This is a genomic window from Bordetella genomosp. 6 (assembly GCF_002119705.1).
GTDB lineage: Bacteria > Pseudomonadota > Gammaproteobacteria > Burkholderiales > Burkholderiaceae_B > Bordetella > Bordetella bronchiseptica_F.
Genome location: NZ_CP021107.1, coordinates 2,998,157 through 3,023,183 on the forward strand (window position 1 = coordinate 2,998,157; position 25,027 = coordinate 3,023,183).

The 25,027-nt window shown below is 67.3% G+C and carries 29 protein-coding genes, 2 tRNA genes and 1 pseudogene; 13 read left to right on the top strand and 19 right to left on the bottom strand.

Annotation, left to right across the window (positions count from 1 at the left end; genetic code table 11):
- The first annotated feature begins 153 nt into the window (after positions 1-153).
- A complete protein-coding gene (locus CAL11_RS14045) occupies positions 154-1,053 on the top strand; it encodes a recombination-associated protein RdgC (RefSeq protein ID WP_033463867.1) in 900 nt (299 codons plus the stop codon).
- 39 nt (positions 1,054-1,092) lie between these two features.
- On the opposite strand, the gene CAL11_RS14050 is transcribed toward CAL11_RS14045, so the two are convergent.
- The 4 genes from CAL11_RS14050 to CAL11_RS14065 all read right to left on the bottom strand — a co-directional run bounded on the left by CAL11_RS14050 (position 1,093) and on the right by CAL11_RS14065 (position 3,597).
- A complete protein-coding gene (locus CAL11_RS14050) occupies positions 1,093-2,388 on the bottom strand; it encodes an aspartate carbamoyltransferase (RefSeq protein WP_033463683.1) in 1,296 nt (431 codons plus the stop codon).
- A gap of 105 nt (positions 2,389-2,493) precedes the next feature.
- The gene (locus tag CAL11_RS14055; RefSeq protein WP_086093285.1) at positions 2,494-2,904 is read right to left on the bottom strand and encodes a hypothetical protein; all 411 of its coding nucleotides are present in this window, start codon (positions 2,902-2,904) and stop codon (positions 2,494-2,496) included.
- 1 nt (position 2,905) lies between these two features.
- Positions 2,906-3,340: a BPTD_2524 family lipoprotein gene (locus tag CAL11_RS14060; RefSeq protein ID WP_015039598.1), complete on the bottom strand. Its 435-nt coding sequence runs from the start codon at positions 3,338-3,340 to the stop codon at positions 2,906-2,908.
- A gap of 125 nt (positions 3,341-3,465) precedes the next feature.
- Complete coding sequence (locus CAL11_RS14065) at positions 3,466-3,597, bottom strand: entericidin A/B family lipoprotein (protein WP_010928631.1); 132 nt, start codon at positions 3,595-3,597, stop codon at positions 3,466-3,468.
- 175 nt (positions 3,598-3,772) lie between these two features.
- Here CAL11_RS14065 and CAL11_RS14070 point away from each other — a divergent pair, with 175 nt between their 5' ends.
- Positions 3,773-4,513, top strand: a complete 741-nt coding sequence (locus CAL11_RS14070) for an endonuclease (protein ID WP_086093286.1) — start codon at positions 3,773-3,775, stop codon at positions 4,511-4,513.
- 141 nt (positions 4,514-4,654) lie between these two features.
- On the opposite strand, the gene CAL11_RS14075 is transcribed toward CAL11_RS14070, so the two are convergent.
- Both CAL11_RS14075 and CAL11_RS14080 read right to left on the bottom strand, forming a co-directional pair.
- Positions 4,655-4,987, bottom strand: a complete 333-nt coding sequence (locus CAL11_RS14075) for a hypothetical protein (protein WP_167382501.1) — start codon at positions 4,985-4,987, stop codon at positions 4,655-4,657.
- 146 nt (positions 4,988-5,133) lie between these two features.
- Positions 5,134-5,210 (bottom strand) — tRNA-Met (locus tag CAL11_RS14080).
- A gap of 358 nt (positions 5,211-5,568) precedes the next feature.
- Here CAL11_RS14080 and CAL11_RS14090 point away from each other — a divergent pair.
- Positions 5,569-7,182 carry a PLP-dependent aminotransferase family protein gene (locus tag CAL11_RS14090; protein ID WP_167382502.1) on the top strand — a complete coding sequence of 538 codons (1,614 nt, stop codon included), beginning with the start codon at positions 5,569-5,571 and terminating at the stop codon, positions 7,180-7,182.
- 114 nt (positions 7,183-7,296) lie between these two features.
- On the opposite strand, the gene CAL11_RS14095 is transcribed toward CAL11_RS14090, so the two are convergent.
- Positions 7,297-7,578, bottom strand: coding sequence for a hypothetical protein (locus tag CAL11_RS14095; protein ID WP_086093290.1), 282 nt, complete (start codon positions 7,576-7,578; stop codon positions 7,297-7,299).
- A 103-nt stretch (positions 7,579-7,681) separates the two neighbouring features.
- Between CAL11_RS14095 and CAL11_RS14100 the strand changes: the two genes are divergently transcribed.
- The 3 genes and pseudogenes from CAL11_RS14100 to CAL11_RS14110 all read left to right on the top strand — a co-directional run bounded on the left by CAL11_RS14100 (position 7,682) and on the right by CAL11_RS14110 (position 9,184).
- The gene (locus CAL11_RS14100) at positions 7,682-8,284 is read left to right on the top strand and encodes a hypothetical protein (RefSeq protein ID WP_033463662.1); all 603 of its coding nucleotides are present in this window, start codon (positions 7,682-7,684) and stop codon (positions 8,282-8,284) included.
- A 70-nt stretch (positions 8,285-8,354) separates the two neighbouring features.
- Positions 8,355-8,813, top strand: coding sequence for an Lrp/AsnC family transcriptional regulator (locus CAL11_RS14105; protein WP_033463865.1), 459 nt, complete (start codon positions 8,355-8,357; stop codon positions 8,811-8,813).
- Positions 8,814-8,831: 18 nt separating this feature from the next.
- Positions 8,832-9,184, top strand: a pseudogene (locus CAL11_RS14110) (hypothetical protein).
- A 12-nt stretch (positions 9,185-9,196) separates the two neighbouring features.
- Here the strand turns inward: CAL11_RS14110 and blaBOR are convergent.
- Positions 9,197-10,114 (bottom strand): BOR family class A beta-lactamase, encoded by a 918-nt coding sequence (blaBOR, locus tag CAL11_RS14115; RefSeq protein ID WP_033463656.1) that lies wholly within the window; start codon positions 10,112-10,114, stop codon positions 9,197-9,199.
- Between the two features lie 124 nt (positions 10,115-10,238).
- Here blaBOR and CAL11_RS14120 point away from each other — a divergent pair, with 124 nt between their 5' ends.
- The 4 genes from CAL11_RS14120 to CAL11_RS14135 all read left to right on the top strand — a co-directional run bounded on the left by CAL11_RS14120 (position 10,239) and on the right by CAL11_RS14135 (position 12,354).
- Entirely contained in the window at positions 10,239-10,616 is a 378-nt protein-coding gene (locus CAL11_RS14120) for a DUF1090 domain-containing protein (RefSeq protein WP_068926612.1), read from the top strand.
- Positions 10,617-10,618: 2 nt separating this feature from the next.
- Positions 10,619-11,092 carry a GNAT family N-acetyltransferase gene (locus CAL11_RS14125; protein ID WP_033463650.1) on the top strand — a complete coding sequence of 158 codons (474 nt, stop codon included), beginning with the start codon at positions 10,619-10,621 and terminating at the stop codon, positions 11,090-11,092.
- Positions 11,093-11,214: 122 nt separating this feature from the next.
- Entirely contained in the window at positions 11,215-11,928 is a 714-nt protein-coding gene (locus tag CAL11_RS14130) for a class I SAM-dependent methyltransferase (RefSeq protein WP_086093291.1), read from the top strand.
- A 243-nt stretch (positions 11,929-12,171) separates the two neighbouring features.
- Positions 12,172-12,354 (top strand): hypothetical protein, encoded by a 183-nt coding sequence (locus CAL11_RS14135; RefSeq protein WP_033463644.1) that lies wholly within the window; start codon positions 12,172-12,174, stop codon positions 12,352-12,354.
- 99 nt (positions 12,355-12,453) lie between these two features.
- Here CAL11_RS14135 and CAL11_RS14140 read toward each other — a convergent pair whose 3' ends face one another.
- The 10 genes from CAL11_RS14140 to CAL11_RS14185 all read right to left on the bottom strand — a co-directional run bounded on the left by CAL11_RS14140 (position 12,454) and on the right by CAL11_RS14185 (position 20,611).
- The gene (locus tag CAL11_RS14140; RefSeq protein ID WP_080699791.1) at positions 12,454-13,050 is read right to left on the bottom strand and encodes a BPSL1445 family SYLF domain-containing lipoprotein; all 597 of its coding nucleotides are present in this window, start codon (positions 13,048-13,050) and stop codon (positions 12,454-12,456) included.
- Positions 13,051-13,277: 227 nt separating this feature from the next.
- A tRNA-Pro gene (locus CAL11_RS14145) sits at positions 13,278-13,354 on the bottom strand.
- A gap of 167 nt (positions 13,355-13,521) precedes the next feature.
- Entirely contained in the window at positions 13,522-13,932 is a 411-nt protein-coding gene (locus CAL11_RS14150; protein ID WP_068926631.1) for a MerR family transcriptional regulator, read from the bottom strand.
- 58 nt (positions 13,933-13,990) lie between these two features.
- Positions 13,991-14,332 carry an integration host factor subunit alpha gene (locus CAL11_RS14155; RefSeq protein WP_080699790.1) on the bottom strand — a complete coding sequence of 114 codons (342 nt, stop codon included), beginning with the start codon at positions 14,330-14,332 and terminating at the stop codon, positions 13,991-13,993.
- Between the two features lie 5 nt (positions 14,333-14,337).
- Complete coding sequence (pheT, locus tag CAL11_RS14160; protein ID WP_086093292.1) at positions 14,338-16,755, bottom strand: phenylalanine--tRNA ligase subunit beta; 2,418 nt, start codon at positions 16,753-16,755, stop codon at positions 14,338-14,340.
- 12 nt (positions 16,756-16,767) lie between these two features.
- Positions 16,768-17,790, bottom strand: coding sequence for a phenylalanine--tRNA ligase subunit alpha (gene pheS / locus CAL11_RS14165; protein WP_068926633.1), 1,023 nt, complete (start codon positions 17,788-17,790; stop codon positions 16,768-16,770).
- 74 nt (positions 17,791-17,864) lie between these two features.
- Positions 17,865-18,224: a 50S ribosomal protein L20 gene (gene rplT, locus CAL11_RS14170; protein ID WP_003812832.1), complete on the bottom strand. Its 360-nt coding sequence runs from the start codon at positions 18,222-18,224 to the stop codon at positions 17,865-17,867.
- A gap of 15 nt (positions 18,225-18,239) precedes the next feature.
- The gene (rpmI, locus tag CAL11_RS14175) at positions 18,240-18,437 is read right to left on the bottom strand and encodes a 50S ribosomal protein L35 (protein ID WP_003812834.1); all 198 of its coding nucleotides are present in this window, start codon (positions 18,435-18,437) and stop codon (positions 18,240-18,242) included.
- A 298-nt stretch (positions 18,438-18,735) separates the two neighbouring features.
- Positions 18,736-20,238, bottom strand: coding sequence for a YifB family Mg chelatase-like AAA ATPase (locus CAL11_RS14180; RefSeq protein WP_086093293.1), 1,503 nt, complete (start codon positions 20,236-20,238; stop codon positions 18,736-18,738).
- Positions 20,239-20,344: 106 nt separating this feature from the next.
- Entirely contained in the window at positions 20,345-20,611 is a 267-nt protein-coding gene (locus CAL11_RS14185) for an accessory factor UbiK family protein (RefSeq protein ID WP_010931105.1), read from the bottom strand.
- 707 nt (positions 20,612-21,318) lie between these two features.
- Here CAL11_RS14185 and CAL11_RS14190 point away from each other — a divergent pair.
- Both CAL11_RS14190 and amt read left to right on the top strand, forming a co-directional pair.
- Complete coding sequence (locus CAL11_RS14190) at positions 21,319-21,657, top strand: P-II family nitrogen regulator (protein WP_003812839.1); 339 nt, start codon at positions 21,319-21,321, stop codon at positions 21,655-21,657.
- A gap of 25 nt (positions 21,658-21,682) precedes the next feature.
- Positions 21,683-22,921, top strand: coding sequence for an ammonium transporter (gene amt / locus CAL11_RS14195; protein WP_086093294.1), 1,239 nt, complete (start codon positions 21,683-21,685; stop codon positions 22,919-22,921).
- Between the two features lie 75 nt (positions 22,922-22,996).
- Here the strand turns inward: amt and CAL11_RS14200 are convergent, their stop codons facing one another.
- On the bottom strand, positions 22,997-23,599 hold the full coding sequence (locus CAL11_RS14200; protein WP_086093295.1) for a TetR/AcrR family transcriptional regulator: 603 nt from the start codon (positions 23,597-23,599) through the stop codon (positions 22,997-22,999).
- 96 nt (positions 23,600-23,695) lie between these two features.
- Between CAL11_RS14200 and CAL11_RS14205 the strand changes: the two genes are divergently transcribed.
- A complete protein-coding gene (locus CAL11_RS14205; protein WP_086093296.1) occupies positions 23,696-24,985 on the top strand; it encodes an MFS transporter in 1,290 nt (429 codons plus the stop codon).
- The last annotated feature ends 42 nt before the right edge of the window (positions 24,986-25,027 follow it).

Here is a 25,027-nt window from a genome sequence, read left to right on the forward strand (position 1 = left end):
CTTCTCTCCCCTTGCGGCAAATGGTGGATGCGCCGGACGATACCCGAACGCCTGCTCACTGTCCGTGACAGAAGGTGTCGTGTCAATGCCCGCGACGACGCGGGTGCATGAGTGGGCCCCGGTCGTATAGAATCAACCCTTTTGCCCGACGCCATGTGGTTCAAGAATCTCAAGATTTACCGGCTTTCCGCGCCCTGGGCCTTGAACGGCGACCAGCTGGAAGAATGCCTTGCCCGCTTTGCCTATCAGGGCGGCAACAACCTCGAAATGCAGAGCCTGGGGTGGATATCCCCGCGCGATAACGGCCTGCTCGCGCACACGCTCAACGGCCAGATACTGCTGACGCTGCGCGCCGAGAAGAAGCTGCTGCCGACCACGGTCGTCAACCAGGTCGCCAAGGCCCGCGCGCAGGAAATCGAAGAGCAGCAAGGCTACAAGCCTGGCCGCAAGCAGATGAAGGAAATCAAGGAGCGCGTCACCGACGAGCTGCTGCCCAAGGCCTTCAGCATCTACCGCGACACCCGCGTCTGGATCGATACCGTCAACCACTGGCTGGTGATCGATGCCGCCGCCTCCGCGAAGGCCGACGAGGTCATCGGCCTGCTGGTCAAGACGATCGACCCGCTGCCGCTGGAAAACCTCTACGTCGAACAGTCTCCCGCCGCGGCGATGACGGGGTGGCTGGCGGCCGACGAAGCGCCCACCAACTTCTCGATCGACCAGGACACGGAACTGCGCGCCTCCGGCGAAAGCCGCGCCGCGATCCGCTACGTCAAGCACTCGATCGACGTCGACGATGTGCGGCGCCATATCCAGTCCGGCAAGCAATGCACGCGCCTGGCCATGACCTGGGCCGATCGGGTGTCGTTCGTGCTGACCGAATCGCTGGACGTCAAGCGCGTCGCGCCGCTGGACGTGCTCAAGGAGAACCCGGACGCGGCCACCCAGAACGACGACGAGAAGTTCGATTCGGACATGACGCTCATGACCGGCGAAGTGGCCAAGCTGCTGGCCGAGCTGGTCGACTCGCTGGGCGGGGAAAAGCGCGTCTGACGCGGAAATGCGTGGCGCCGACGCGCCACGCGGCACGGCCTAGTCCAGGCCGTGGAATACCGAGTCGTCGGGGCCGATGTGCGACGGATGCTGCCACGTCACGTCGCGCATCGAATGCTGCACCAGCCCTTCCACGCCCAGCAGCACGGCGAAGATCGCCATCCGGATCGGGATGCCGTTGTCGGTCTGGCGGAAGATCGCCAGGCGCGGGTCATGGTTCAGATCGGTGCTCAGGTCGTTGGACCCCGGCCGGCTGTCGCGCGGCAAGGGGTGCATGACAATGGTGTCCGGGCCGCAGCAGGCGTCGATGATGGCGCGGTTGACCTGGAAATCCGCCGTGTAGCCCTCGCCCGCCTCTTCGTTGGCGAAACGCTCTTTCTGCACACGCGTGGCGTAAATGACGTCCGCGCCCGCCAGGCCCTCGGCCAGCGTGCTTTTCTGCTCGATCACATTGCCGTTGCGGCTGGCCTGCTCGACGATGTAGTCGGGCATCTCCAGCCCCTGCGGCGAGATCAGCGTGAACTTCACGCCCTTGTACAACGCCAGCAGCTTGATCAGCGAGTGCACCGTGCGGCCGTACTTCAGGTCGCCGACCATGGCGATGTGCGCGCCGTCGAGCAGCTTGCCCAGGCGCGAGAACTCGGTAAGGATGGTGTACAGATCCAGCAGGGCCTGGCTGGGATGCTCGCCCGGGCCGTCGCCGCCATTGACCACCGGGATATTGGTCGCCTGGGCGAACTCCGCCACCGACCCCTGCTCGGGATGGCGGATGACCATGGCGTCCACGTAGCCGCTCATCACGCGGCTCGTATCGTAGATGGACTCGCCCTTGGCCATGGACGAGAACGTGAAGCCCGTGGTGTCGCAGACCGAGCCGCCCAGGCGGCAGAACGCCGCGCCGAAGCTGACGCGAGTCCGCGTGCTGGCCTCGAAGAACAGGTTGCCCAGCACCGCGCCTTCCAGCACCCGCGACACCTTCTGGCGGCGCGCAATGGGTTGCATCATGTCCGCCACGCGGAACAGGTCTTCCACCGATTCGCGGGTGAACTGGTCGACCGACAGCAGCTGATGACGCCCTTCGACGGCAATGCGGTCGCGCAAGGGGCCCACCTGCCCGCTCTGCGTATATTTCTCCAGCAAGTCGCGGTTCTGCACGATTTCGCTGACAAAGCGCTCCACCACTTCGGGCATCGCGCGAAATTCCTGCGACCCTTCGGGCAACAGCCACGTATCCAGCGCGCGGCGTTTGACGCCGATGCGGCCGGCGAACACGTCGCGCGTCAGGTTGAGGCGACGCATCGCGTCGCGCAGAAAGGCTTGTTGGGAAATGGACATGGGCGGCCCCAGGAAGGAATACAAATATACGCAATGCGCATATTATTCGACCAAAAAACCGACGTCCATGATTTTTTGCGTATATAACCGGCACTGTGGCGCGGGTCAGACGCGGGTTGCGTATACCGTGGGTAGCTGGTCGTAGTCGGTATCGGCCGGGGCGACCGCCAGCCAGCAGCCCGCGCCAAAGGCCGCGACGCTGGCGAGATACAGGGCAATCGCCAGCACCACGGCGGGGAGATGGCCGCGACCGCGCACGCCGGCGGCCTGGCGGCGCCGCAGATAGCGGGCGGCCGTGCCGAACAACATCGCGGCCATCGCGGCGGCCAGCCCTGCCAGAAACAGGGCCAGAGGCGCCTGCAAGGCGGGCGGCGCCACCTCGCCGCCGACGATGCCCAGAGAAAACGCGACCAGCATCAACGCCGCCAGGCCGTTCAGGCCGGCCAGCAGACGCAAGGGGCCGGCGAGCAAGCCCTGCCCGCTGTCGCCCGTACGCTCGTCCGCGCCGTGCTCCATCTCAGCCGACGTCCTGTCTGCACACCGGCGTGGCCGACTGGATCGAGGCCTTGGCCGCGGCAATCTCCGCCGCATCCCACTTGCCGTCGCCCAGCACCCTGACCGTCACCCGGGCCGTCGATGGCGTCTCGGTCTGCGACTGGATGATTTCGAGGATCTTGGTGGGCTCTTCCCGCTTGAACACATGCACCTCGTTGGGCGCGCCACGGTCGCCCAGGCGCCGCGACGACTGGTACACCACGCCGTACGGATGCGGTCGCTGCTCATGGCAGACGCGCACGTATTCGCCGGCGCGGCGATACGCCGCCTGGAAATCGGCCGTGACGATGAAACTTTCGGACAGTCCGGGCGTATCGCCCGACAGCAGGCCCTGGCTGGCGCACCCGCTCAACACACCGGCGGCCAGCAGCGCTCCGATCAACCCTACCCTGCGCATATCGACTCCTGCTCCAAGTAATGCAACGGACGGATTATGCATCAACGCGCCCAATGAAAAAGCCGCCTTGGCGCCCTATCGCGGCAGGCGGCTGCGCATGGCGCGGCTAGCTACGCCGCCTTGCGCTACTTCTGGGCCGCACCCTGGATTTTTTCGCCACCTCGCTCGATATCCTTGCCCGCGCCGGCAACCGTATTGCAACCCGCGGACAGCGCGGCCATGGCAAGCAGCACAACAATGAGAGCTTTGTTCTTCATGACATCTCCTGGACTGGGAAGCGTCGAACGAGCGACGGGAAAGCCGGCGGGTCCGAGCCGGACCGGCTCAGGATAACGCAGCGGCGTGCTTTCTGCAGCAAGCACTCGCAATCAGTTGCATGCGCGCGCCATCCTGTGACGCATGGCGTAGGCAATCCACCTACAATGCTGCGCCATGAAATATGCTGTTGTATTGGCTGCGCTGCTCAGCCTGCCGCTGGCCGCCCAGGCCGAGCTGGTCACCCGTCCGAACGCCGTCGGACACCGCGACTTCCGGCACGCCAAGAAAGTGCTGCCACGCGTCTACCAGAACCTGGAGCGCGACTTCTATTGCGGCTGCCCGTACCAGGGCAAGCGCATCGACCTGCAAGCCTGTGGCTACGCGCCGCGCAAGCAGCCCCGGCGTGCGCGGCAACTGGAATGGGAGCATGTGGTGCCGGCGTGGACGCTGGGCCACCAGCGCCAGTGCTGGCAGCAGCGCGTCAACGGCAAGCCGGGCGGACGCAAGCATTGCGGCCGGACCGACCCCGTGTTCGCGCGCGCCGAAGGCGACCTGGTGAACCTGGTGCCGTCGGTCGGCGAGGTCAACGGCGATCGGCAGAACTTCCGCTACGCCGTATGGGCCGACCGGCCCGCCCCCATGTATGGCCAATGCGAAACCATCGTGGACTTCAAGACCCGCCGCATACAGCCGCGCAAATACGTGCGCGGCCGGATCGCGCGCATCCAGTTCTACATGGCCGAGCGCTACAAGCTGAAGCTGTCGCGCGAGGACAGGCGCGTGCTGTGCGTCTGGGCGCGCGCCTATCCGGTGGACGACTGGGAGCGCGCGCGCGACCAGCGCATCCGGATGCTGCAGGGCAGCGGCAATCACTACGTGACCGATCCCGCCGCGATCCGGCGCCAGTGCGGCTGAGCACGCCGGCGGGCGCCGCCCGCGCGCCCTGCTCAGCCCCTTTCTTGAGCACCTTGCGCAAGTCCTTGTTTTGGCGCGGGATTAGGCAGATGTGCGCCCCCTATCCCAAGGGTTGTCCACATCGGCTGTGGGTAACCGCGCTCAGGCGGGCTGCGCCGCCGCCAACGGGCCGGCCCAGGGCTGGGCGTCCAGGCGCAGCCTGACCTCCTGGAAATCGCCTTCGCTCGCGGCCAGCAGGCCTTCGTCCAGCGCCTGGCCGAAAGCGCGCCGGCACAACGTTTCCATGTCGTCGGGCATGGACTGGAATACGCCGTCGGGAATGCGCAGCCGCAGGCGCGCATCGGCCTGGCTGCCGGCGCGGCCGATATGGACGTGGGCGGGATAACCGTGCGGGCACCAGACGCCGACGTGATACGTGCCGGCGGTGCCGGCGTCGGCCAGATAACCGGGATGATCGTACTTGGCAGTTCCCATGTCCCCTCCTTGGATGCGACAAGGTCGCTCGGGTGGCCCATGGTAGCGCATGACCAGGGCTGGACAGAAGCCCTGCCGCGGCAAGCGCGCAAAGGCGCTTGCGCAAGCAAAAAAGGCCTGGCGATGTGTCGCCAAGCCTTTTGATCTGGTTGCGGGGGCAGGATTTGAACCTACGACCTTCGGGTTATGAGCCCGACGAGCTGCCAGACTGCTCCACCCCGCGTCTGATGAACGTAATCATAACCCATTTTGAAAATCCTTGCAGCGCGGCGACGAGTATCGCGCGCCACCGCGGCGCGGACTCCATCCACACGACCAGCGCGGCGCCATGCGCTCGCACCGTCACCGCGCCGCCGAACTCCACGCGATGCGCCTGCCCCGCCGCCAGCGGAACGTCGACCGGAACGCCCGCGCCGTCCTGGCCGGCGCGATGCTCCACCACCCGCACCCGTCCTTCCAGGCAGATCAATTGGGCGCCGCCTCGCGCATGGCGGCACAGCGCCGAGCCGGCGGCCAGCTGCAGGCGCTCAGCGCGCACAGCGGCGCGGCCCGCGGGTCCGGGGGAATACGGCAAGCGATCCATGACAGCCTCATCCGGCATCGGTAAACAGGTCTTCAGGCTACCGGCCCGCGCCCTGCCGCAACAGGCACAGCAACAGGCTGTCTGTATCGATACAGATCGGGGAATCGAACTCTGTTATGGTTGTTTTTCACCGCAACTGTGCCTGTTGCGGCCAGCCCTGCCGATGCACCATCGCGCCATGAACACGCAGCCGCTGTACCTGCGCCTCGCAGACCACTATCGCCGCGCCATCCAGACGGGCGTCCTGGCGCCGGCGCAACGCATGCCTTCGGTGCGCAATCTGGTGCGCGCCCATCACGTCAGCCTGTCCACTGCCCTGCAGGCGTGCCGCCAGCTCGAGGACGACGGCCTGATCGAGGCCCGCCCGCGCTCGGGCTATTTTGTCCTGCGTCCGCGGCGCCCGGCCCTGGCGCCGGTGCCCGAACCCGATATCAAGGGCGCGCTCGATCCCGCGCAATACGTCGGCATCCACGACCGGGTTTCGGATTTCATTGCCTCGTGCCAGCAGCATCCGCTGAGCGCCGACTTCGCGCTGGCCGCCGCCCCGCCGCAGGCCTATCCAACGCGGGCGCTGCAACTGGCTCTCACGCGCGCGGCGCGGCACGCGCCGGAACTGCTGACCGCGCCGGTGCCGCCGCACGGCCACCCGGAATTCCGCGCCGTGCTGGCGCGCCGTGCAATGGAATGCGGCATCAGCGCGACGCCGGACGAGGTGCTGGTCACGCACGGCTGCATCGAAGCCCTCAACCTGGCCCTGCGCGCGGTGGCCCGGCCGGGCGATACGATCGCGGTCGAGTCGCCGACCTACTTCGGCCTGCTGCAAATCCTCGAAAGCCTGGGCCTGCGCGCCCTGGAAATACCCACCAGCCCGCAGCGCGGCATTTCGATCGAGGCGCTGGAACTGGCCTTGCAGACGCATGCGAACGTGCGCGCCGTGGTCGTCGTGCCCAACTTCCAGAACCCGCTGAGTTGCGTCATGGACGACGCCGACAAGGCCCGGCTAGTCAAGCTGTGCGAACGCACCGGACTCGCCCTGATCGAGGACGACACCTATGGCGCGCTGGGCGACCACGGCACGCCGCTGGCACTCAAGTCATGGGACGACAGCGGCAACGTGATCTATTGCGCGTCGCTGCACAAGACGCTGGCTCCCGGCATGCGGCTGGGGTGGATGCTGGGCGGGCGCTGGAGCCGGCGCGTCGGCATGCTGAAATTCGCGCAAAGCCGCCCCAACCCGCCGCTGCCCCAGGCCGCGGCCGCCGACTATATGGGCACCAAGGCCTATGACCGCCACCTGGCGCGCCTGCGCCAGACGCTGCGCGAGCAGCGCGAAGCGATGGCGGCGGCCGTCGCGCGCCACTTCCCCGACGGCACGCGGTTGAGCGTGCCCACGGGCGGGATGCTGCTGTGGGTGGAACTGCCCGCGGGCGTGCCCGCCATGCGCGTGTTCGAACAGGCGCTGCGGGCCGGCATCCGCATCACGCCGGGCCCGATGTTCTCGAACTCGAACCGCTACGACCATTTCCTGCGGATCAGTTGCGGCGTCCCCTATACCGCCGACATTGCCGCGGCCATGAAGCGCCTGGCGGATATCGTCGCGGCCTCCCTGTAGCGCGCTGCCCGCTCCCGAATTGCCCGCCCCGGACAAGTCATTGTTCTGGCGAGGAATTTTCGATCTGCGCGCAGGCTATCCCAAGGCTTGTCCACAGAAGATGTGGGCAACTTGCTACTTGAGCGCGGCAACCACGGTGTCGCGCACGCTCTCGAAGCCGGCCACGTACTGCGGGTTCTCCGAACGCGCCAGCAGGTTGGCGTAGCTTTGCTCGAGTTGCGCCTCGATCGCTTCGCGCAATCCGGGCGACCCCTTGACCAGATGCAACACCGACGCCAGCGTCGAGTGGAGCGCGTCGATACGCCCACCCTGGTGCGACACCGTATGCACAATCACCGCAATCTGTTCTTGAATATCCATATTGCCCTCTATATCGCAGAATTTTCTGGGCCGCATGCTAGCACGCAGCCCATTACCGCTATGCAGGCCGCGATGACGGCGCTAGCATGAATCGACGGCTGGGCAAGCCGGCCCGGCCAGGCGGAAGCGGAGGCCAACCATGAAGACGATACGCAACTATGTGCCGCCCAGTCCGGCCGCGCTGCGTCGGCTGCAGGAATCCCTGCACTACAGTACCGCACAGATGAACCAACTGGCAGGCCTCGATGACCAGGCTCCCTGGCCGCGCTATGTGGACGGGGCCGAACCGCATGCGCTGGGCCGCCAGCGCCTGCTTTACATGGCGGCCCAGCTGGCCTTGCCGCAAGCCCAATGGCGGCTCGTCCTGGAACGCATGCGCAGCATCGGCGCGCGGTTCGACTACGACGACGGCGAACCATTGCCCGCAGCCGGCGCGGCAACGCCGGAGCCGGTGACCGAGGTCAAGTTCGGCATCACCCTGAGCAGCCTGTCCGGCGCTTTTCACGAGATGGAGCAATTGCGCGAGTTCGCCCACTTCGCGCATGAGGCCGGCGTCGATACCCTGGTGGCCCGCGCCTGGTTCGGGCGCGACGACGACATATGCCGCTTCGAACCGCGACACCCCGCGTCCGTCATGGACGGCCAGCAGGACCGTCTTTTCGAGGCTGCCGCGCGGGCGATCGGCCACTTCGAATTCGGCGGCAGGATCTACCAGGGCGGGCTGCCCACCGAGCCCGATTGAGGCGCCGCGGTTGACGCCGCCGCCGGCCGCCCTGTACCGTGCGCCAGACCGCAACCGCCCGCCGCCCACCATGGATCCCAGACTCGACGCCATCGACCGGCAATTGCTCAGCCTGCTGCAGGCCAATGCGCGCGAACCCGCCGCCATCCTGGCGCGCAAGCTGAATCTCGCACGCAGCACTGTCGTCGCGCGCATTGCGCGGCTGGAGCGCGACGGCGTGGTCGCCGGATACGGGGTACGGCTCGGGCAGCGGCTGGAGGAAGCCGCGGTGCGCGCCTACTGCTTTCTCAGCGTGCTGCCGAAAACGCCGGCGGCCGTCATGCGCGAACTGGCCAGGATCCCCGAAGTCGAAGAGATTTCCTCGGTCAGCGGCGCATTCGACTACCTGGTTTTCCTGCGCTGCGAAACCCATGAGCAGCTCGACGACCTGCTCGATCACATCGGCCTGATCGACGGCGTGAAACAGACGCAGACATCCATCGTGCTCAGCCGCAAGCTGGACCGTCGCAGCGCCATCGCGCCGGGCTGACGCGACAAGGCTACACTGTTGGGCACCGCCACCAACCCCTGGTTCCGGCCCGTCCGGATGCACCTATGCCGCTACGCCTGCTCGTCCCCACGCTTGTCCTGTTTCTGGCCGCCTGCTCCAGCATGAGCGAGGTCACGCCCGTCGGCAAGAATCAGTACACGGTCAGCTACAACGCTGGCATGAAAGCGGCGACCTGGGTCGAGATCAAGAACCAGGCGCGCGAGCGCGCGCGCCAGTACTGCGAAGCGCAGGGGCGCAAGTTCGCGCGCCCGGAAATCACGTCCAACCACGCAACCGGACTGATGCCCAAGAAGGCCGTGGTTACCTTCTATTGCGACGAAAAGCCGCAGCCGCCCGCCGAAAAGAACTGAGCGGCGCGCTCGCTAGCCGCCGAGCCGCCACGCCGCCACCGCATGGGCGGCGATACGCCCCACTTCGGCCAGCACGGCATTCTGCGTCTCGCGCGAGGCGGAGGACTGGGTGAGGTAGGCCGTGATCAGCACCGGCGCGCCATCGCGCGGCCAGATCACGCCGACATCGTTATTGGTGCCGTTCCCGCCCGCGCCAGTCTTGTCGCCGATACGCCAGCCCGAGGGCAGGCCGGCGCGCAAGCGCGTGTCGCCGGTCCGGCTGGCCAGCAACCAGTCGGCCAGCCGCTGGCGCGAAGCCGGCTGCAATGCGTCGCCCAGCAACAGGCGCTCCAGGTTGCCGGCCATGGCGGCGGGCGTGGTGGTGTCGCGCGGATCGCCTGGCCTGGCCTCGTTGAGCGCAGTCTCGATACGGTCGAGCCGTGTCACCCGATCGCCCAGGCCGCGCGCGTAGGCGGTCAACCCGGGCGGGCCGCCCAGCGTCGACAGCAGCAGATTGCCAGCCGTGTTGTCGCTGCGCGTAACGGCGGCCTCGCACAATTGCTCCAGGGTCATGCCTTCGGCCTGGCGCGGCCCGGTGACCGGCGAATACGCCACGATGTCCGTCGCGCCATAGCGGATCAGGCGCGCCAGGCTATCGTCGCCGCGGTCCGCGCGCGCCAGTACGGCGGCGGCGGCCAGCAGCTTGAAGGTGCTGCACAGCGGAAACCGTTCGTCGGCCCGATGGCTGAACGCGCCACCGCTGTCGCGGTCCTGCACCTGGACCCCGAGGCGCGCGCCATGCCGCTGCTCCAGCAGCGCAAGCTGGCGCTGCGCCTGCGCCGCCGCATCGGCCGGCCGCGCCGCGCGCCGCACGCCGGCGCGCGCCCATGGCGGCATGCACGCCGCCCCCAGGGCCGCAAGCATGCCGGCCCCGAATCCACGTCGATTCATGATGGTTCACCTCACGCAGGGAAAACGCCGCGAAGCCGGACTGCGGGCGCCGCGATCCACCCATGTGCCGGCGATGTCTGCGTCAGCGTATGATCAAGCCTTTGCGACCGCGACGAGGTAGCTTATGTCACGACTAGTCTGGGCGGCAACCGTCCTGGCCTGCGGCCAGGCCCTGGCACAGCCCGCCGCGCCCTTGACCGGCTGCGCGGCCAAGCTGGACCGCATCGAGACCGAACTGGCCCAGGCGCGCGCCCATGGCAATACCGGCCGCATCAAGGGCCTCGAAGAGGCGCTGGCCGGCGCCCGGCATTGCGACGATGCAAGCCTGCGCGCCGAACGCGAGCGCGATGTGCGCGAGGCCACCGACAAGGTGGCCGAACGTCAGCGCGAACTGGACGAAGAGCGGCAGGAAGGCGACCCCGACGACATCGCCAAGGCCGAACGCAAACTGCGCGAGGCCAAGCAGGACCTGGACAACGCGCGCGCCGAGCTGAGCCGCTGACCATGGCGCCGCCCGATCTGCTGATCCGCCCCGCGCAGCCGGGCGACGAGCCGCGTTGGCGCGAACTCTGGGACGGCTATACGCGCTTCTACGAACGCGAACCGGTCGAGGCCGTGACCCGCCATACCTGGCGCCGCATCATGGACCCGGCCCAGGCCGTATACGCCATCGTGGCCGAAAGCCCCACGCACGGCGTGCTCGGCATCGCCAACTACCTGCTGCACGAGAACACCTCGACCTTGGCGCCGGTGTGCTACCTGCAGGACCTGTACGTCGATCCGCAGGCGCGCGCCCACGGCGTCGGCCGACGCATGCTGGACTGGCTGGTGGACGAAGCCCGGGCACGCGGCTGGTCGCGCCTGTACTGGAACACCCGGGAAAACAATTATCGCGCCCGGGCGCTATACGACCGATACACGCCGCACAGCGGGTTCGTTCGCTACGTGCTGCATACCAACCCGCCCGAAGCGGTTTAAGCCATTGCCCGGATTGGGAAAATTCGGTACCGCATCACCCTGTATCCGCTCTTGCGTGTCACGCAATCGGCACGCTATTGTTAAGGCGTTTGTCAGTTATCCATTCGCCTAACGGAGCGCCGATGGCCCCGTCTTCCCAGGAATGGACCGACACGCTGAAGGATGTCTATACGGCGCGCGCGGCCAACGCCGAGCTGAATGCGCGCTACATCCCTCTGCTGCCGGTCAATCAACGCATTCAACACGAGCGCGATCGCGCGCTGGCCAACATGCTGCGGCAGCACCTGTCGGTGCCGCCCGCGCAGGCTCGCGTGCTCGAGGTCGGCTGCGGCTCGGGCACCAATCTGCTCGACCTGATCCGCCTGGGCTTCGATCCCGCCAACCTGATGGGCAACGACCTCCTCGACAGCCGCGTCGAACAGGCGCGCCACCGCCTGCCGCAGGCCATCCCCATCCTGGCGGGAAATGCCCTGGACCTGGACCTGGACCGCGACGGCTTCGACCTGCTTTATCAATCCACCGTGTTCACATCCATCCTGGATGCCCAGGTGCGGCGCGATCTGGCGCAACGGATGTGGCACTGGACCAAGCCGGGCGGTGGCGTGCTGTGGTACGACTTCGCCTATAACAACCCGCGCAACCCGAACGTCCGTGGCGTGCCGTTGCGCGAAGTGCGCGAACTGTTCCCCCACGCCCGCATCCACACCGCCCGGGTCACGCTGGCGCCGCCGCTGGCGCGTCGCCTGCCCGCCACACTGTACGCCCCCGTCAACAGCCTGTGCCCGTTCCTGCGCACCCATTTGTTGTGCTGGATCGGCAAACCCGCGACGCCCTGATCACGGCGCACCGCACCATCGCCGCCAGGCCTGCCCTGGCAACACCTTTTCCTCACATCCCCTCATCCGTTGCTGCGGCGCGGCGCAAGGCCGTGCCGGTGCTGCGCGTCGGCGCCGGCCTATCCGCCCCTGGAAAACCCTCAGACACTTCCTACACATTGAAGCGCACAATGGGGACACAAGAACAGCAAGCCGTACAACGGGACGTCCTGAGCCAAGCTGGCATGGACGATAGGAGGCAACATGGAATACGTGGCAGTTTTTTCGTCGTTGGCGATACTGAGTATTCTGGCGCTGCTTGCCAAGACGATTCAGTCCGCCGGTAGTGAAACGCTGGTCAAGATTTCTGCAACGGTCATAAGTTCGACCTTCGCCTTCCTGCTCATCATCCCCATCGCATTCGCGATGTTCCTGTCCCTGGAATGACCGCCCCGCCGGGGCGCAAAGCCGGTCGCCCGCGCGCCTGTCCACACGCGCGCGGGTCGAAGCGCCAGACCGGGCTGCCCACGGGCAGCCCGGCGCCGGCTACAGCTCCAGTTTGCTGATCTTGGCGCCTTCTATCGACACGCCCGCCATCAGACCCGCGTTGTTGAGCACGAAGCCCACGATCGGCTGCTTGGCGGTGTTGGTATCGATACGGCCGTTGGCCCCGATGGTGGCAACCGCCACCGATGCATCCGCGCCAGCCGTCCAGCCGTTGCTCTGGCGGAATTGCGCCAGCGCCTCGTCGGTCATGAACAGCAGCACGTAGGCGCGCGACTGTGCCCCCGCCTGCAGCCCCACGGAACCGCTGGTCGTGCTGTAGTAGCCCGCGTTCTTGCCGCCCGTGCGCAGCACGCCCTTGCCGTGCTCGCCGCCGACAATGAAGCTGGCGCCCATCACGGACGGGAACACCAGCACGCCGCGCGCGCGCTGCACCAGATCCTTGGCCTGCGGCGACGCGGTGTACAGCTTCGACAGCGTCGCATCGGCGCCGGCGTTGATCTCGCTGCGCTGGTCGGCCGCCGCCGCCTGGTTGTTGGGCGTGGTCGTCGTGCATCCGGTAAACGCCAGGCCGGCCACGGCAATCGCCGCGGCCGCCCATCCGGCGCGACGCATTCTGGGGAGGTTCTCGATCATCATCAAACTCTCCTTCGGGTTGTGGGGGATTTTCCACTGTAGTCCTGTCCGCGCAGCCGCGCTTGACTAAACGTGTAATCGCTTGACCACAAGCCACTGCCGCCCAACCTTTTTTTGCCCTTTTTTGCTTTTTCGGCTGTATCCCCTGCCTACCCTTGCCCGCTCTGCAAACCGACGCCACAAAAGAGAAAGGCCGTCAGTGATGTGATCACTGACGGCCTTGGAACTACTGGTCGGGACGGCGGGATTCGAACTCGCGACCCCTTGCACCCCATGCAAGTGCGCTACCAGGCTGCGCTACGCCCCGAAAGAACGAAAGTATATCAGAACTGAAAAATGCGTGCACGCATTGCATCGCCAATTTTGCCAGCACAGCGCCGGGCCGGCGGCGGTTGCGGGCTTCAAACGAAAACGCCGCCTGTTCGCGAAGAACCAGGCGGCGTCGCTGTCTGCCGTACCTAGCCGGGGGGCAGCTCAGGCGTTGGCCGCGTTCTCGGGCTGGCCGCCCAGCGCCTCGCCCAGCATCGAGGAGATGTCGCCCAGCTCGTTGCGCAGGGCCTGCAGCTCGCCCGCGCTCAGCCGCACCGCGGCTTCGGCATCGTGCGCGGCGTCGCGCGCGTCGCCCAGGCGGTTGCGCGCGCCGCTGATGGTGAAACCTTGTTCGTACAGCAGCGAACGGATGCGGCGGATCAGCAGCACTTCGTGATGCTGGTAGTAGCGGCGATTGCCGCGCCGCTTGACGGGCTTGAGTTGCGTGAATTCCTGTTCCCAGTACCGCAGCACGTGGGGTTTGACGCCGCAGAGGTCGCTGACCTCACCAATGGTGAAATAGCGTTTGGCGGGAATGGGCGGTAGCGTGGTTACAGTGGGTTCGGTACGTGTCATAAGGAGATTTTATGCCGCGAGGCCTGAATGAGCCGATGACAATTGCCGACAAAGCGTATCACTCCGCAGAGCCAGGCTCCGGCGGCGAGCTGGGCTGTTCGACCACGCTCTTGAGTTTCTGGCTGGCGTGGAAGGTAACCACGCGCCGCGCCGCAATGGGGATGGTCTCGCCCGTCTTGGGGTTGCGGCCGGGCCTGGGCGGCTTGTCCCGCACCTGGAAATTGCCGAACCCCGACAATTTCACCGAATCACCGCGCGCAAGCGCGTCGCGGATCTCTTCGAAAAAGGTGTCTACGATGTCCTTGGCTTCGCGCTTGTTCAGGCCGACCCGCTCGAAGAGCAGTTCGGCCAGCTCGGCCTTGGTCAACGTACGCGGCTCGGCAAGCATGGTGGTCCCCATAATGATCAGGCCCGTTGACGCGCGTTGTGCGCGGCAACCAGCGCATCCTTGATGCGGGCAATGCAATCGGCAACGCGGGCTTCGTCCAGCGTGACCTCAGTGTCCTGTAGCCAGAATCGGAAAGCAAGGCTTTTCTCGGTAACAGTTTGCCCGGCCACGGGCTTTTCGCGCCAGACGTCGAACACCCGCGCATCCTGCACCACCGACAGTTGCGGATCGCGCGCGATGGCCTCGGCCACGGTATCGAGCATGGCCTGGGCCGGCAATTGCGCATCGACCCACAAGGCCAGGTCGCGCACGACCACGGGTTGGCGCGACAGCTCGCCCACCGCCGGCAGGCGTCGCTCGGCCAGCGCCTCGAAGTCCAGCTCGAAGACGACCGGCGCATGGTGCAGGTCGGCCTGCTGCGTCCATTGCGGATGCAGTTCGCCCAGCCACCCGATGGGCTGGCCGGCCAGCTCGATGCGGGCGCTACGTCCGGGATGCAGCGCCGGGTAGCGATCGGCGACGAAGCGCAGCTCGTCCGCGCGCGCGCCGAACAGGGCTTCGACGTCTTGCTTGACGTCATAGAAATCGACCTGGCGGTGCGGCACGCCCCACTGCTCTTCGACCGCCCCGCCCCAGGCCACGCCCGCCAGCTTGATCGGCTGGCGCACGCCCGCCACTTCCAGCGGGCCGTCGGCCAGTCGGGGATCGCGATGGAACACGCGGCCCAGCTCGAACAGGCGCACGCGGCTCTGCTTGCGATTGGCGTTGTGGCGCACGATGGCGACCAGCCCCGCGATAAGGCTGGAACGCATCACCGACAAATGGCTCGCGATGGGATTGACCAGGCGCACCGGGTCGTCGTTGCCGGCGAAGTCACGCTCCCAGGCGGCTTCGACGAAGCTGTAGTTGACCACTTCCTGGTAGTCGCGCGCGGCCACCAGGCGGCGCACGGCGTGCGGTCCACGGCGCGCCTCGGGCTGCGCATGCATCTTGGCGCGCGCCACCGGCGGCACGTCGGGAATCCGCTCGAAGCCGTAGACGCGTGCCACTTCCTCGATCAGGTCTTCCTCGATCTCGATGTCGAAACGGTACGACGGCGGCGTAACGACGAAGTCATCGCCCTGCTCCTGGAACGGCAGGCCCAGGCGGGTGAAGATCTGCGCCACTTCGGCACGCTCCACCGCCACGCCCAGCACTCGGTGGCAGCGCGCCAGCCGCATGCGCACGGGTTCGCGCACGGGCAGGTTGACGCACTGGTCGTCGACCGGGCCGGCCTGTCCGCCGCAGATGTCGAGGATGAGCCGGGTGATCAGCTCGATGTGTTCGGGGATGGTGGCGTAGTCCACGCCGCGTTCGAAGCGGTGGCTGGCTTCGGAGCTGAACTTGTAGCGGCGCGCGCGGCCGGCGATCGCGCCGGGCCACCAGAATGCCGCCTCGAGGTAGATGTTGCGCGTATCCAGCGTCACCGCGGTGGCTTCGCCGCCCATGATGCCGGCCAGGCTCTCCACCTGCTCGCCGGCCACGACCACGCCGACCCTGGGGTCCAGCGCGACGGTCTGGCCGCTGAGCAGCTCGAGCGTTTCGCCTTCGCGCGCCCAGCGCACGGAGAGATCGCCGCCGATCTTGTCGAGATCGAACACATGCGAGGGACGCCCCACCTCGAGCATGACGTAGTTGGAAATATCCACCAGGGCCGACACCGAGCGCTGGCCGGCGCGCTCCAGGCGCGTCTTCATCCATTCGGGCGTCGCCGCGCGCGCGTTGACGCCCTGGATCACGCGCCCGGCAAAGCGGCCGCACAGATCCGGGGCCTGGATGGCGACCGGCAGGCGCTTGTCGATGGTGACCGGCACGGGCTCGGCCGCCGGCGCCGTGAGCGGCGTGCCGGTCAGCGCGGCGACTTCGCGCGCAACGCCGAGAATGGACAGGCAGTCGGCGCGGTTGGGCGTCAGCTTGAGCGTGAACAGGGTGTCGTCCAGGTCCAGCGCGGCGCGGATATCGGTGCCCGCGCGCAACGCGGCCGGCAGTTCGAGCAGGCCTGCGTGATCCTGCGACAAACCCAGCTCGCGCGCCGAGCACAGCATGCCCGAGGATTGCACGCCGCGCATCTTGGCCACGCCGATCTTCATGCCGCCTGGCAGTTCGGCGCCCACGCGCGCCAGCGGCACGGTCAGGCCGGCAGCCGCGTTGGGCGCGCCGCACACGATCTGCAGCAGGGCGCCCGAGCCGTCGTCGACCTGGCATACGCGCAGCTTGTCGGCGTCGGGATGAGGCGCGATGTCGACGATGCGCGCCACCACCACGCCGGTAAACGGCGGCGCGGCCGGCTCGGTTTCTTCGACTTCCAGGCCGGCCATGGTCAGCCGGTGCGCGAGTTCATCGGTGCCGATCGAAGGGTTGACCAGCGAACGCAGCCAGGATTCAGGAAATTGCATGATTGCCCGTATTTATTCGTTGAACTGGCGCAGGAAGCGCAAATCGCCTTCGTAGAACTGGCGCAGGTCGTTGACACCGTAACGCAGCATGGTCAGGCGCTCCAGCCCGGAGCCGAAGGCGAAGCCGATGTAGCGCTCGGGGTCGAGCCCGAAGTTGCGCACGACCTGCGGGTGCACCTGGCCCGAGCCCGAGATCTCCAGCCAGCGGCCGCGATTGGGGCCGGAGGTGAACATCATGTCGATCTCGGCCGACGGTTCGGTGAACGGGAAGAACGACGGGCGGAAGCGCACCACCAGGTCGTCGCTTTCGAAGAAGCAGCGCAGGAAGTCGGTGTACACGCCCTTGAGGTCGGCAAACGAAATGTCCTCGGCGATCCACAGCCCCTCGACCTGGTGGAACATGGGCGAGTGGGTGGCGTCGCTGTCGACGCGGTAGGTGCGCCCCGGCGCGATGACCTTGATGGGCGGCTTGTGCATGCGGGCGTAGCGCACCTGCATCGGGCTGGTGTGCGTACGCAGCAGCAGCGGCAGGCCGTCGCCATCGTGCATGTCGACGTAGAAGGTGTCCTGCATCGACCGCGCCGGGTGGTCCAGCGGGTTGTTCAGGGCGGTGAAGTTGGTCCAGTCGTTTTCCACCTCGGGGCCGTCGGCCACATCGAAGCCGATGGAGCGGAAGATCTCTTCGACGCGCTCCCAGGTACGGATGACCGGGTGGATCCCGCCGGCGGCCTTGCCGCGGCCAGGCAGGGTGACATCGATGGTTTCGGAGGCCAGGCGGGCATCCAGCTCGGCCTGCGCCAGCGCGGCGCGGCGGGCGTTGAGCAGCGCTTCGATCTGCTGCTTGGCCTGGTTGATGCGGGCGCCCATCGCGCGCTTCTGCTCCGGGTCCAGCTTGCCCAGTGCCTTGAGCAGGACCGTCAGCGCGCCTTCCTTGCCCAGAAAGCGCGCCTTGGCGTTTTCGAGCGCGGCGGCGTCGGAGGCAGCGGCGAATCGTTCTTGAGCCTGAGAAACCAGGTCGTCGACCAGTAATGTCATGGAATTTGAGCCTTCAAAACGCAAACGGGGCCATTACAGCCCCGTTTGCAGCGATCCGCGATGTATGTACGCGATCAGGCAGCCAAGGCAGCCTTGGCTTGCTGCACGATGGCCGCGAAACCGGCCTTGTCGCGCACGGCCAGATCGGCCAGCACCTTGCGATCGAGTTCGATCGCAGCCTTCTTCAGGCCGGCGATGAACACGCTGTAGCTCATGCCCTGCTCACGCACGGCGGCGTTGATACGGGTGATCCACAGGGCACGGAACGTGCGCTTCTTGTTGCGGCGGTCGCGGTAGGCGTATTGGCCGGCGCGCATGACCGCTTGCTTGGCAATGCGGAATACGTTGCCACGGCGGCCACGGTAACCCTTGGCGGCGGCAATGACTTTCTTGTGACGGGCGCGGGCGGTAACGCCGCGTTTAACGCGAGGCATAGTAGATCTCCCTTATCAAGCGAACGGCATCATCGCTTTCACGGAAGCGACGTTGGTTTCGTGGACCGCAGCCGAACCGCGCAGCTGGCGCTTGTTCTTCGTGGTCTTCTTGGTCAGGATGTGACGCTTGAACGCCTGACCACGCTTGATGGATCCGCTGCCGCGAACCTTAAAGCGCTTGGCGGCGCTTTTCTTGGTTTTCATCTTGGGCATGATGATTCCTAGAGGATGTTGATGTACATGGCTACAGGTGCTTGGCGCCGGCTACTGCAAGTTGCCAACCGGACGACAAAACTTGGTCGAACCTGTGTCCACTTATTGGTGCTGCTTATTGGTACTGCTCCGAGACCTTTGCCTGGCGGCAATGCCCCGTTCTCCCGGCCCTGCGCCAAAAAAGATCGCACAAGCGCCGGAAAGCCTTTGATTATATGGCGATTTCGGGCCGTTTGTCGAGCCGCCTGCGCAGCGCCCCCGCCCTGCCCCCCATCGCCCCGTCCCTGATTGCGGCCGGCTAGACCGGACGCCGGTACTGTACCGCTTCGGCGATATGGGCGGCGCCGATCTCGCGCTCGCCGGCGAGGTCGGCCACGGTGCGCGCCACTCTGAGCGCGCGATGGGCGGCACGCGCCGAGCCGCCCAGGCGCCGCATGGCCTGCTGCAGCAGCGCGCGGGCCGCGGCGCCCAGGCCGCAGTTCGCATCGAGCGCGGGGCCGGACAGCCTGGCGTTCAGGCAACCCTGGCGAGCCAGTTGCCGCTGGCGGCAGCGCACCACCCGCTCGCGCACCGGAAGGGACGGCTCGCCGGGCGGCTCGGCCAGCCACTGCGGCTCGGTGGCGGGCAGCTCGATCCACAGGTCGATGCGGTCGACCAGCGGCCCCGACACGCGCGCCGCATAGCGGCGCACCTGGTCCGGCGTGCACCGGCACGCCTTCGACGCATGCCCGCGCCAGCCGCAGGGGCACGGGTTCATGGCCGCCACCAGCTGGAATACGGCGGGATACTCGACGCTGTGCAGCGCCCGGGAAATGATGACCTTGCCGGTCTCCAGCGGCTCGCGCAGGGACTCCAGCGCGCGGCGCTCGAACTCGGGCAGTTCGTCCAGGAAGAGCACGCCGTGATGCGCCAGGCTGATCTCGCCCGGGCGTGGCCTGGCGCCGCCGCCCACCAGGGCGGCGGACGAGGCGGAATGATGGGGGGCCCGGAACGGCGGCTGGCCGCGCAGGACCTCGGGCGCCCCGACGGCGCCCGCGATGGCCGCCACCTCCAGCGCCTGGCCCTGCTCCAGCGGCGGCAGCAGGCTTGGCAGGCGTTGCGCCAGCATGCTTTTGCCCGCCCCGGGCGGCCCGCACATCAGGAGGCTGTGGCCGCCGGCGGCCGCCACTTCCAGAGCGCGCCGGGCAGCCGGTTGGCCCCGTACGTCGGACAGGCACGGACCGGGTTCGGCCTCGGGCCAGGCGCGGCGCTCGGCCGGCGCCAGTTCGGCATGTCCGGCCAGGTACGCCGCGGCTTCGCCCAGCGTATGCGCGGCCAGCACCCGGATGCCCGGCACCCATGCGGCCACGGCGGCGCTGCCGGCCGGCAGCACCAGGGTCGCGCCCGGCTGTTCGCGCGCGACGGCCAGCGCCAGGGCCAAGGGCGCGGCCAGCGGCACCAGGGCGCCCGACAGCGATAGCTCGGCCGCCCACACGCTGTCGGGCAGCGCCGCCGTTTGCGCGGCGCTGGCGGCCACCTGGCCGCTGGCCAGCAGGATACCCAGCGCAATGGGCAAATCGAAGCGCGCCGAGGCCTTGGGCAGGTCGGCGGGCGACAGGTTGACGGTAATGCGGCCGGGCGGGAAATCGAAACCGCTGTTCTGGATCGCCGCCCTCACCCGTTCGCGGCTTTCGCGGACCTCGACGTCGGGCAGGCCGACGATGGCAAAAGCGGGCAGGCCGCTGCCCAGATGGGTTTCCACGCGCACGGCGGGCGCCTGCCAGCCGGCGATCGCCCGGCTGGCCAATACGGCCAGGGTCATGGCCAACTCCCCTGCGATGACGATGCGCCAGTATGGCCAAGGCGAAGCTGGCGTGGGGACGCGCCGTGCCGGAAACGTCACGCCGCGGGAGCGGCCGGAGGGTTGCCTACGCCTGCGGCTTGCCGGCTTCGAGCGCGGCCAGGCGGGCTTCCAGCTGCTGCACCTGCGCCGACAATTGATCGACCCGCGTACGCGCCCGGGCAAGCAGGTCCACCTGCACCTCGAATTCTTCGCGGGTGATCAGGTCCAGCCGGGCGAACGTCTGCGTCATCATCGCGCGCACATTGCGCTCCACATCCGCCGCCGGGCTGCGGGCGATCAGATCGGAAATGTTCTTCTGCAGGTCTTCCATCCATTGCTGTGTGCGGTTCATGGCTTCCTCGCATTCGTGTGGGTTGTTGCTTGACCTCACAGTGTAGAGCCTGGCGCTGCGCCGACGCCAAACGAAAAAAAAGCGGCCCGCAAGCGGCGCCGCCTTTCAAAGCACAGGAGAAAAACTGAATCGCCAGCCGGCGATCCCGAGAAGCAGCCGTCAGCTACGCCCCGTGGCCCAACGGAACGGGTCGATTGCCGCGACGCCGTTCCAGGCCTGCATGGATAGCGGCGACGCCGCCACCCATGCAGGCCATTCTTCCCGAGGGGCACGGCAACGCCAAGCGCTTACGTGTAAACCCGCGTATCAATGCGTGGATACATTTATGACGGCAAAATGCGCGCGGCGCACGCCCCGGCCAGCCTGCCGGCATCACGGCGAGCCGCATGGGCATTGGGTCCGCGACCAGCGCCCGCATGCCGCGGCGGGTACGAAACAAACCCTGCCCGCCTTGCAGCAATCTGCAATTTCCACGCAATTGGCTACAAAGCAGCCCGGAAACACACAATTGGTTTCAACATTGAATGGCTTTGGGCGCGCCGCGCACCAGAACGGGGCATGCGCCCTCCCGCCTGCCCCGTTCTGGCGCGCGCGCGCACACCCACGATGCTCGCCGTCCCGCGAGGCCGAGGCCACAGGCACGAAAAAACATGGCATGGAATTTGCGTCGACGTTGATGCCTACGCGTAACCATGAGAGGAACCGCCATGAAACTCGTCATCGCCATCATCAAGCCCTTCAAGCTGGACGAAGTGCGGATGGCCCTGTCCGACATCGGCGTCCAGGGCCTGACCGTCACTGAGGTGAAGGGCTTCGGACGCCAGAAAGGCCACACCGAGCTTTACCGCGGCGCCGAATACGCCGTCGACTTCCTGCCCAAGCTGCGGGTCGAGGCGGCCGTGCCGGATCACCTGGTCGACCAGGTGATCGAAGCGATAGAACAGTCGGCTCGCACCGGCAAGATCGGGGACGGCAAGATCTTCACCGCCCCGCTCGAGGAAGTCATCCGCATCCGCACCGGCGAGTCCGGTGAGGCCGCCCTGTAAACACGACTCCCTGGAGCCCATAAAAATGGATAAAGCCGATATCTCCTGGCTGCTGGTTTCGACACTGCTGGTCCTGATGATGGCGGTGCCTGGCCTGGCCCTGTTCTACGGCGGCCTGGTGCGCAGCAAAAACGTCCTGTCGGTGCTGCTGCAAGTCCTGTGCACCTTCGCCCTCGGGCTGGTGCTGTGGTTCGTCTACGGCTACTCGCTGGCCTTTACCGAAGGCAACGCGTTCTTCGGCGGCCTGTCGCGCACGTTCTTCTCCGGCATGTTCACGCCGGCCGACGGCACGTACGCGCTGTCGGGCACGCTCACCGAGCTCCTGTTCGCCTCGTTCCAGGCGACGTTCGCGGGCATCACCTGCGCCCTGATCGTCGGCAGCTTCGCCGAACGCGCGCGCTTTTCGGCCGTGCTGGTGTTCACGGCGATCTGGTTCACCTTCGCCTACATCCCGATCGCGCACATGGTCTGGTTCGCCTCCGAAACCGCGCCAGGCCTGCTCAATGCTCGCGGCGCGCTGGATTTCGCCGGCGGCACGGTGGTGCACATCAATGCGGGCGTGGCTGGGCTGGTCGGCGCGTACGTGGTCGGCCGGCGCATCGGCTATGGCCGTGAAGCGATGCAGCCGCACAACCTGCCGATGACCTTCATCGGCGCCGCGCTGCTGTGGGTGGGCTGGTTCGGTTTCAACGCCGGCTCGTCGCTGGCGGCCAGCGACGGCGCCACCCTGGCGTTCTTCAACACCATGATCGCCACCGCGGGCGCGGTGCTGGGCTGGCTGTTCACCGAATGGGCCGTCAAGGGCAAGCCGTCGATGCTGGGCGCGGCCTCGGGCGCCGTGGCGGGCCTGGTCGGCATCACGCCTGCTGCCGGCCTGGTCGGCCCGGTTGGCGCGCTGGTCATCGGCGTGACCGCCGGCGTGGTCTGCGTCTGGGGGGTCAACGGCCTGAAGCGCCTGTTGCGGGCCGACGACGCGCTCGACGTGTTCGGCGTGCATGGCGTGGGCGGCATCGTAGGCGCCCTGCTGACCGGGGTGTTCAATGCCCAGGTGCTCGGCGGACCGGGCCTGCAGAGCGCCGGCGCGATTGCCGGCCAGGTGTGGGTGCAGCTCGAAGGCGTGCTGCTGACGATCGTATGGTCCGGCGTCGTGGCCTGGATCGCCTACAAGATCGCCGACAAACTGTGCGGCCTGCGCGTGCCGGAAGACCAGGAACGCGAAGGACTGGACGTCACCAGCCACGGGGAATCGGCGTACCACAGCTGACACGGCGCCAGCCTCCCCGCGACACGACCGGAGTCGGCAACGGCTCCGGTTTTTTCTTGCCCGGACGCGGCCCGGCTACAGGCTGGCGTCGATCAGGCGGTCCGCCAGCAGCGCGACATGGCGCCCCGGCCCATCGCCGTGGAACAACTGGCCGGACATGAAAGCGCCCTCGATGAGCAGCATCAGACCGTCACCGAGGATCTCGGGCTCGCGCGCGCCCATGCGGCGCGCCATCTCGACGAGACGCTTGCGCAGTTCGCGCTTGTGCGCCTCGGCCACCAGGCGGGCGGGATGGTCGGAGTCGGGATATTCCACGGCCGCGTTGCTCAGCCCGCAGCCGCGGTACGGCCCTTCCGCGACGGCGCGCTTGGCCAGGCTTTCCAGATACAGCCGCAACTGCGCGCGCGGATCGTCGGGATAGCGTTGCGCGCCGGCATCGAAACGGTTCCAGAACTCAGCCTCGTAGTCGCGCAGGTACGACGCGGCCAGTTCGTCCTTGGACGAGAAGCTGCGATACAGGCTGGGCTTGGTGACGCCAGCGGCCGAGACGATGGCGTCGACCCCCACCGCGCGGATGCCTTCGCGATAGAACAGCTCGCGCGCCGTGGCGCGAATGCGGTCGGCGGCCAGCTTGGACGCCGGCGCGGGGGTCGATGACGGAGCGGATTTACGGGCCATGCGAGCTCCAGAAAAACGGGGTCGCCAAAAACTGCTTGACGATGTTACTGACCGGTACGTACCATGCGATCTCCATACTACGTACCGGTCAGTAACATGAGTATAACGCGCCTGCCGTCGCCGCTTCGCCGCCTGGGACAGAAGTACGCCTTTGTGGTGGTGGCCGTGATTTTCTTCTCGCTGCTGGTTTCGGCCGGTCTGCGCTCCACGCCCAGCGTGCTGATCGTACCGCTGGAGCAGGCCTTCGGCTGGAGCCGCAGCACGATCTCGCTGGCGGCGGCGATCGGCATTTTCCTGTACGGCCTGGCGGGCCCGTTCGCCGCCGCCGCCATGGAGCACTTCGGCCTGCGCCGCGTGTTGATCGGCGCCCTGCTGCTGATGGCCGCATCCAGCGCGGCCAGCGCGTTCATGACCGAGTCGTGGCACCTGCTGCTGACCTGGGGCGTGTTCTCCGGGATAGGCTCGGGCGCGGTCGCGGTGGTCCTGGGCGCGACCATCGTCAATCGCTGGTTCACCACGCGCCGCGGGCTGATGATGGGCTTGCTGACGGCCAGCACGGCCACCGGCAACCTGCTGTTCCTGCCCGTGCTGGCCGCGCTGGCGGCCTCCGGCGACTGGACCCGCGTGGTCTGGGCGGTGGCCATCGGCACCGCGCTGATGGCGCCCCTCGCATGGTGGCTGGTGCCCGACCGGCCCGCCGACGTCGGCCTGCGGCCCTATGGCAGCGCGCCGGACGCGCCCGAGCCGTCCGTCGCGCCGCGCACCGGCCTGCTGGCCGCCACCTTCGGCGCATTGCGGCGCGCGGCGCGCACGCGCACGTTCTGGTATCTGTTCGCGACCTTCTTCGTGTGCGGCTTCACCACCAATGGCCTGGTGGGCACGCACCTGATCGCCCTGTGCGGCGACCACGGCATCGCCGAAGTGCAGGCGGCCGGCCTGCTGGCGCTGATGGGCATCTTCGACCTGGTCGGCACGACGGCCTCGGGCTGGCTGACCGACCGCTACGACCCGCGCAGGCTGCTGTTCGTCTACTACAGCCTGCGCGGCCTGTCGCTGATGTACCTGCCCTACTCGGACTTCTCGTTCTACAGCCTGTCGTTGTTCGCGATTTTCTTCGGGCTGGACTGGATTGCCACGGTGCCGCCGACGCTGCGCCTGACCACCGAGGCCTTTGGCGACCGCGACGCCCCCATCGTCTTCGGCTGGATCGTCGCCGGCCACCAGCTGGGCGCGGCCAGCGCCGCGTGGATGGGCGGCTTCGTGCGCGAAACCACGGGCAGCTACCTGATGGCTTTCGTGCTGGCGGGCGGCACCGGCCTGATCGCCGCGATCATTGCCCTGATGATCAATCGCAAGCCGCGCCCGACGGCGCTGGCCGAAGCCTGAACGCGGCACGGGCGCCGGTTCCGCGAGCAGAACCGGCGCCCG

Bases quoted from the DNA above. Each gene is read 5' to 3' on its own strand.
- CAL11_RS14150 (WP_068926631.1), bottom strand. From the start codon at position 13,932: ATGACACGTACCGAACCCACTGTAACCACGCTACCGCCCATTCCCGCC.
- CAL11_RS14100 (WP_033463662.1), top strand. From the start codon at position 7,682: ATGAAGACGATACGCAACTATGTGCCGCCCAGTCCGGCCGCGCTGCGT.
- CAL11_RS14190 (WP_003812839.1), top strand. From the start codon at position 21,319: ATGAAACTCGTCATCGCCATCATCAAGCCCTTCAAGCTGGACGAAGTG.
- CAL11_RS14090 (WP_167382502.1), top strand. From the start codon at position 5,569: ATGACAGCCTCATCCGGCATCGGTAAACAGGTCTTCAGGCTACCGGCC.
- pheT (WP_086093292.1), bottom strand. From the start codon at position 16,755: ATGCAATTTCCTGAATCCTGGCTGCGTTCGCTGGTCAACCCTTCGATC.
- amt (WP_086093294.1), top strand. From the start codon at position 21,683: ATGGATAAAGCCGATATCTCCTGGCTGCTGGTTTCGACACTGCTGGTC.
- CAL11_RS14140 (WP_080699791.1), bottom strand. From the start codon at position 13,050: ATGATGATCGAGAACCTCCCCAGAATGCGTCGCGCCGGATGGGCGGCC.
- CAL11_RS14135 (WP_033463644.1), top strand. From the start codon at position 12,172: ATGGAATACGTGGCAGTTTTTTCGTCGTTGGCGATACTGAGTATTCTG.
- CAL11_RS14050 (WP_033463683.1), bottom strand. From the start codon at position 2,388: ATGTCCATTTCCCAACAAGCCTTTCTGCGCGACGCGATGCGTCGCCTC.
- CAL11_RS14200 (WP_086093295.1), bottom strand. From the start codon at position 23,599: ATGGCCCGTAAATCCGCTCCGTCATCGACCCCCGCGCCGGCGTCCAAG.
- CAL11_RS14155 (WP_080699790.1), bottom strand. From the start codon at position 14,332: ATGGGGACCACCATGCTTGCCGAGCCGCGTACGTTGACCAAGGCCGAG.
- CAL11_RS14130 (WP_086093291.1), top strand. From the start codon at position 11,215: ATGGCCCCGTCTTCCCAGGAATGGACCGACACGCTGAAGGATGTCTAT.
- CAL11_RS14125 (WP_033463650.1), top strand. From the start codon at position 10,619: ATGGCGCCGCCCGATCTGCTGATCCGCCCCGCGCAGCCGGGCGACGAG.
- blaBOR (WP_033463656.1), bottom strand. From the start codon at position 10,114: ATGAATCGACGTGGATTCGGGGCCGGCATGCTTGCGGCCCTGGGGGCG.
- CAL11_RS14180 (WP_086093293.1), bottom strand. From the start codon at position 20,238: ATGACCCTGGCCGTATTGGCCAGCCGGGCGATCGCCGGCTGGCAGGCG.
- CAL11_RS14105 (WP_033463865.1), top strand. From the start codon at position 8,355: ATGGATCCCAGACTCGACGCCATCGACCGGCAATTGCTCAGCCTGCTG.
- CAL11_RS14045 (WP_033463867.1), top strand. From the start codon at position 154: ATGTGGTTCAAGAATCTCAAGATTTACCGGCTTTCCGCGCCCTGGGCC.
- rpmI (WP_003812834.1), bottom strand. From the start codon at position 18,437: ATGCCCAAGATGAAAACCAAGAAAAGCGCCGCCAAGCGCTTTAAGGTT.
- CAL11_RS14095 (WP_086093290.1), bottom strand. From the start codon at position 7,578: ATGCGGCCCAGAAAATTCTGCGATATAGAGGGCAATATGGATATTCAA.
- CAL11_RS14060 (WP_015039598.1), bottom strand. From the start codon at position 3,340: ATGCGCAGGGTAGGGTTGATCGGAGCGCTGCTGGCCGCCGGTGTGTTG.
- CAL11_RS14065 (WP_010928631.1), bottom strand. From the start codon at position 3,597: ATGAAGAACAAAGCTCTCATTGTTGTGCTGCTTGCCATGGCCGCGCTG.
- CAL11_RS14055 (WP_086093285.1), bottom strand. From the start codon at position 2,904: ATGGAGCACGGCGCGGACGAGCGTACGGGCGACAGCGGGCAGGGCTTG.
- rplT (WP_003812832.1), bottom strand. From the start codon at position 18,224: ATGCCTCGCGTTAAACGCGGCGTTACCGCCCGCGCCCGTCACAAGAAA.
- CAL11_RS14185 (WP_010931105.1), bottom strand. From the start codon at position 20,611: ATGAACCGCACACAGCAATGGATGGAAGACCTGCAGAAGAACATTTCC.
- CAL11_RS14070 (WP_086093286.1), top strand. From the start codon at position 3,773: ATGAAATATGCTGTTGTATTGGCTGCGCTGCTCAGCCTGCCGCTGGCC.
- CAL11_RS14075 (WP_167382501.1), bottom strand. From the start codon at position 4,987: ATGGGAACTGCCAAGTACGATCATCCCGGTTATCTGGCCGACGCCGGC.
- pheS (WP_068926633.1), bottom strand. From the start codon at position 17,790: ATGACATTACTGGTCGACGACCTGGTTTCTCAGGCTCAAGAACGATTC.
- CAL11_RS14120 (WP_068926612.1), top strand. From the start codon at position 10,239: ATGTCACGACTAGTCTGGGCGGCAACCGTCCTGGCCTGCGGCCAGGCC.
- CAL11_RS14205 (WP_086093296.1), top strand. From the start codon at position 23,696: ATGAGTATAACGCGCCTGCCGTCGCCGCTTCGCCGCCTGGGACAGAAG.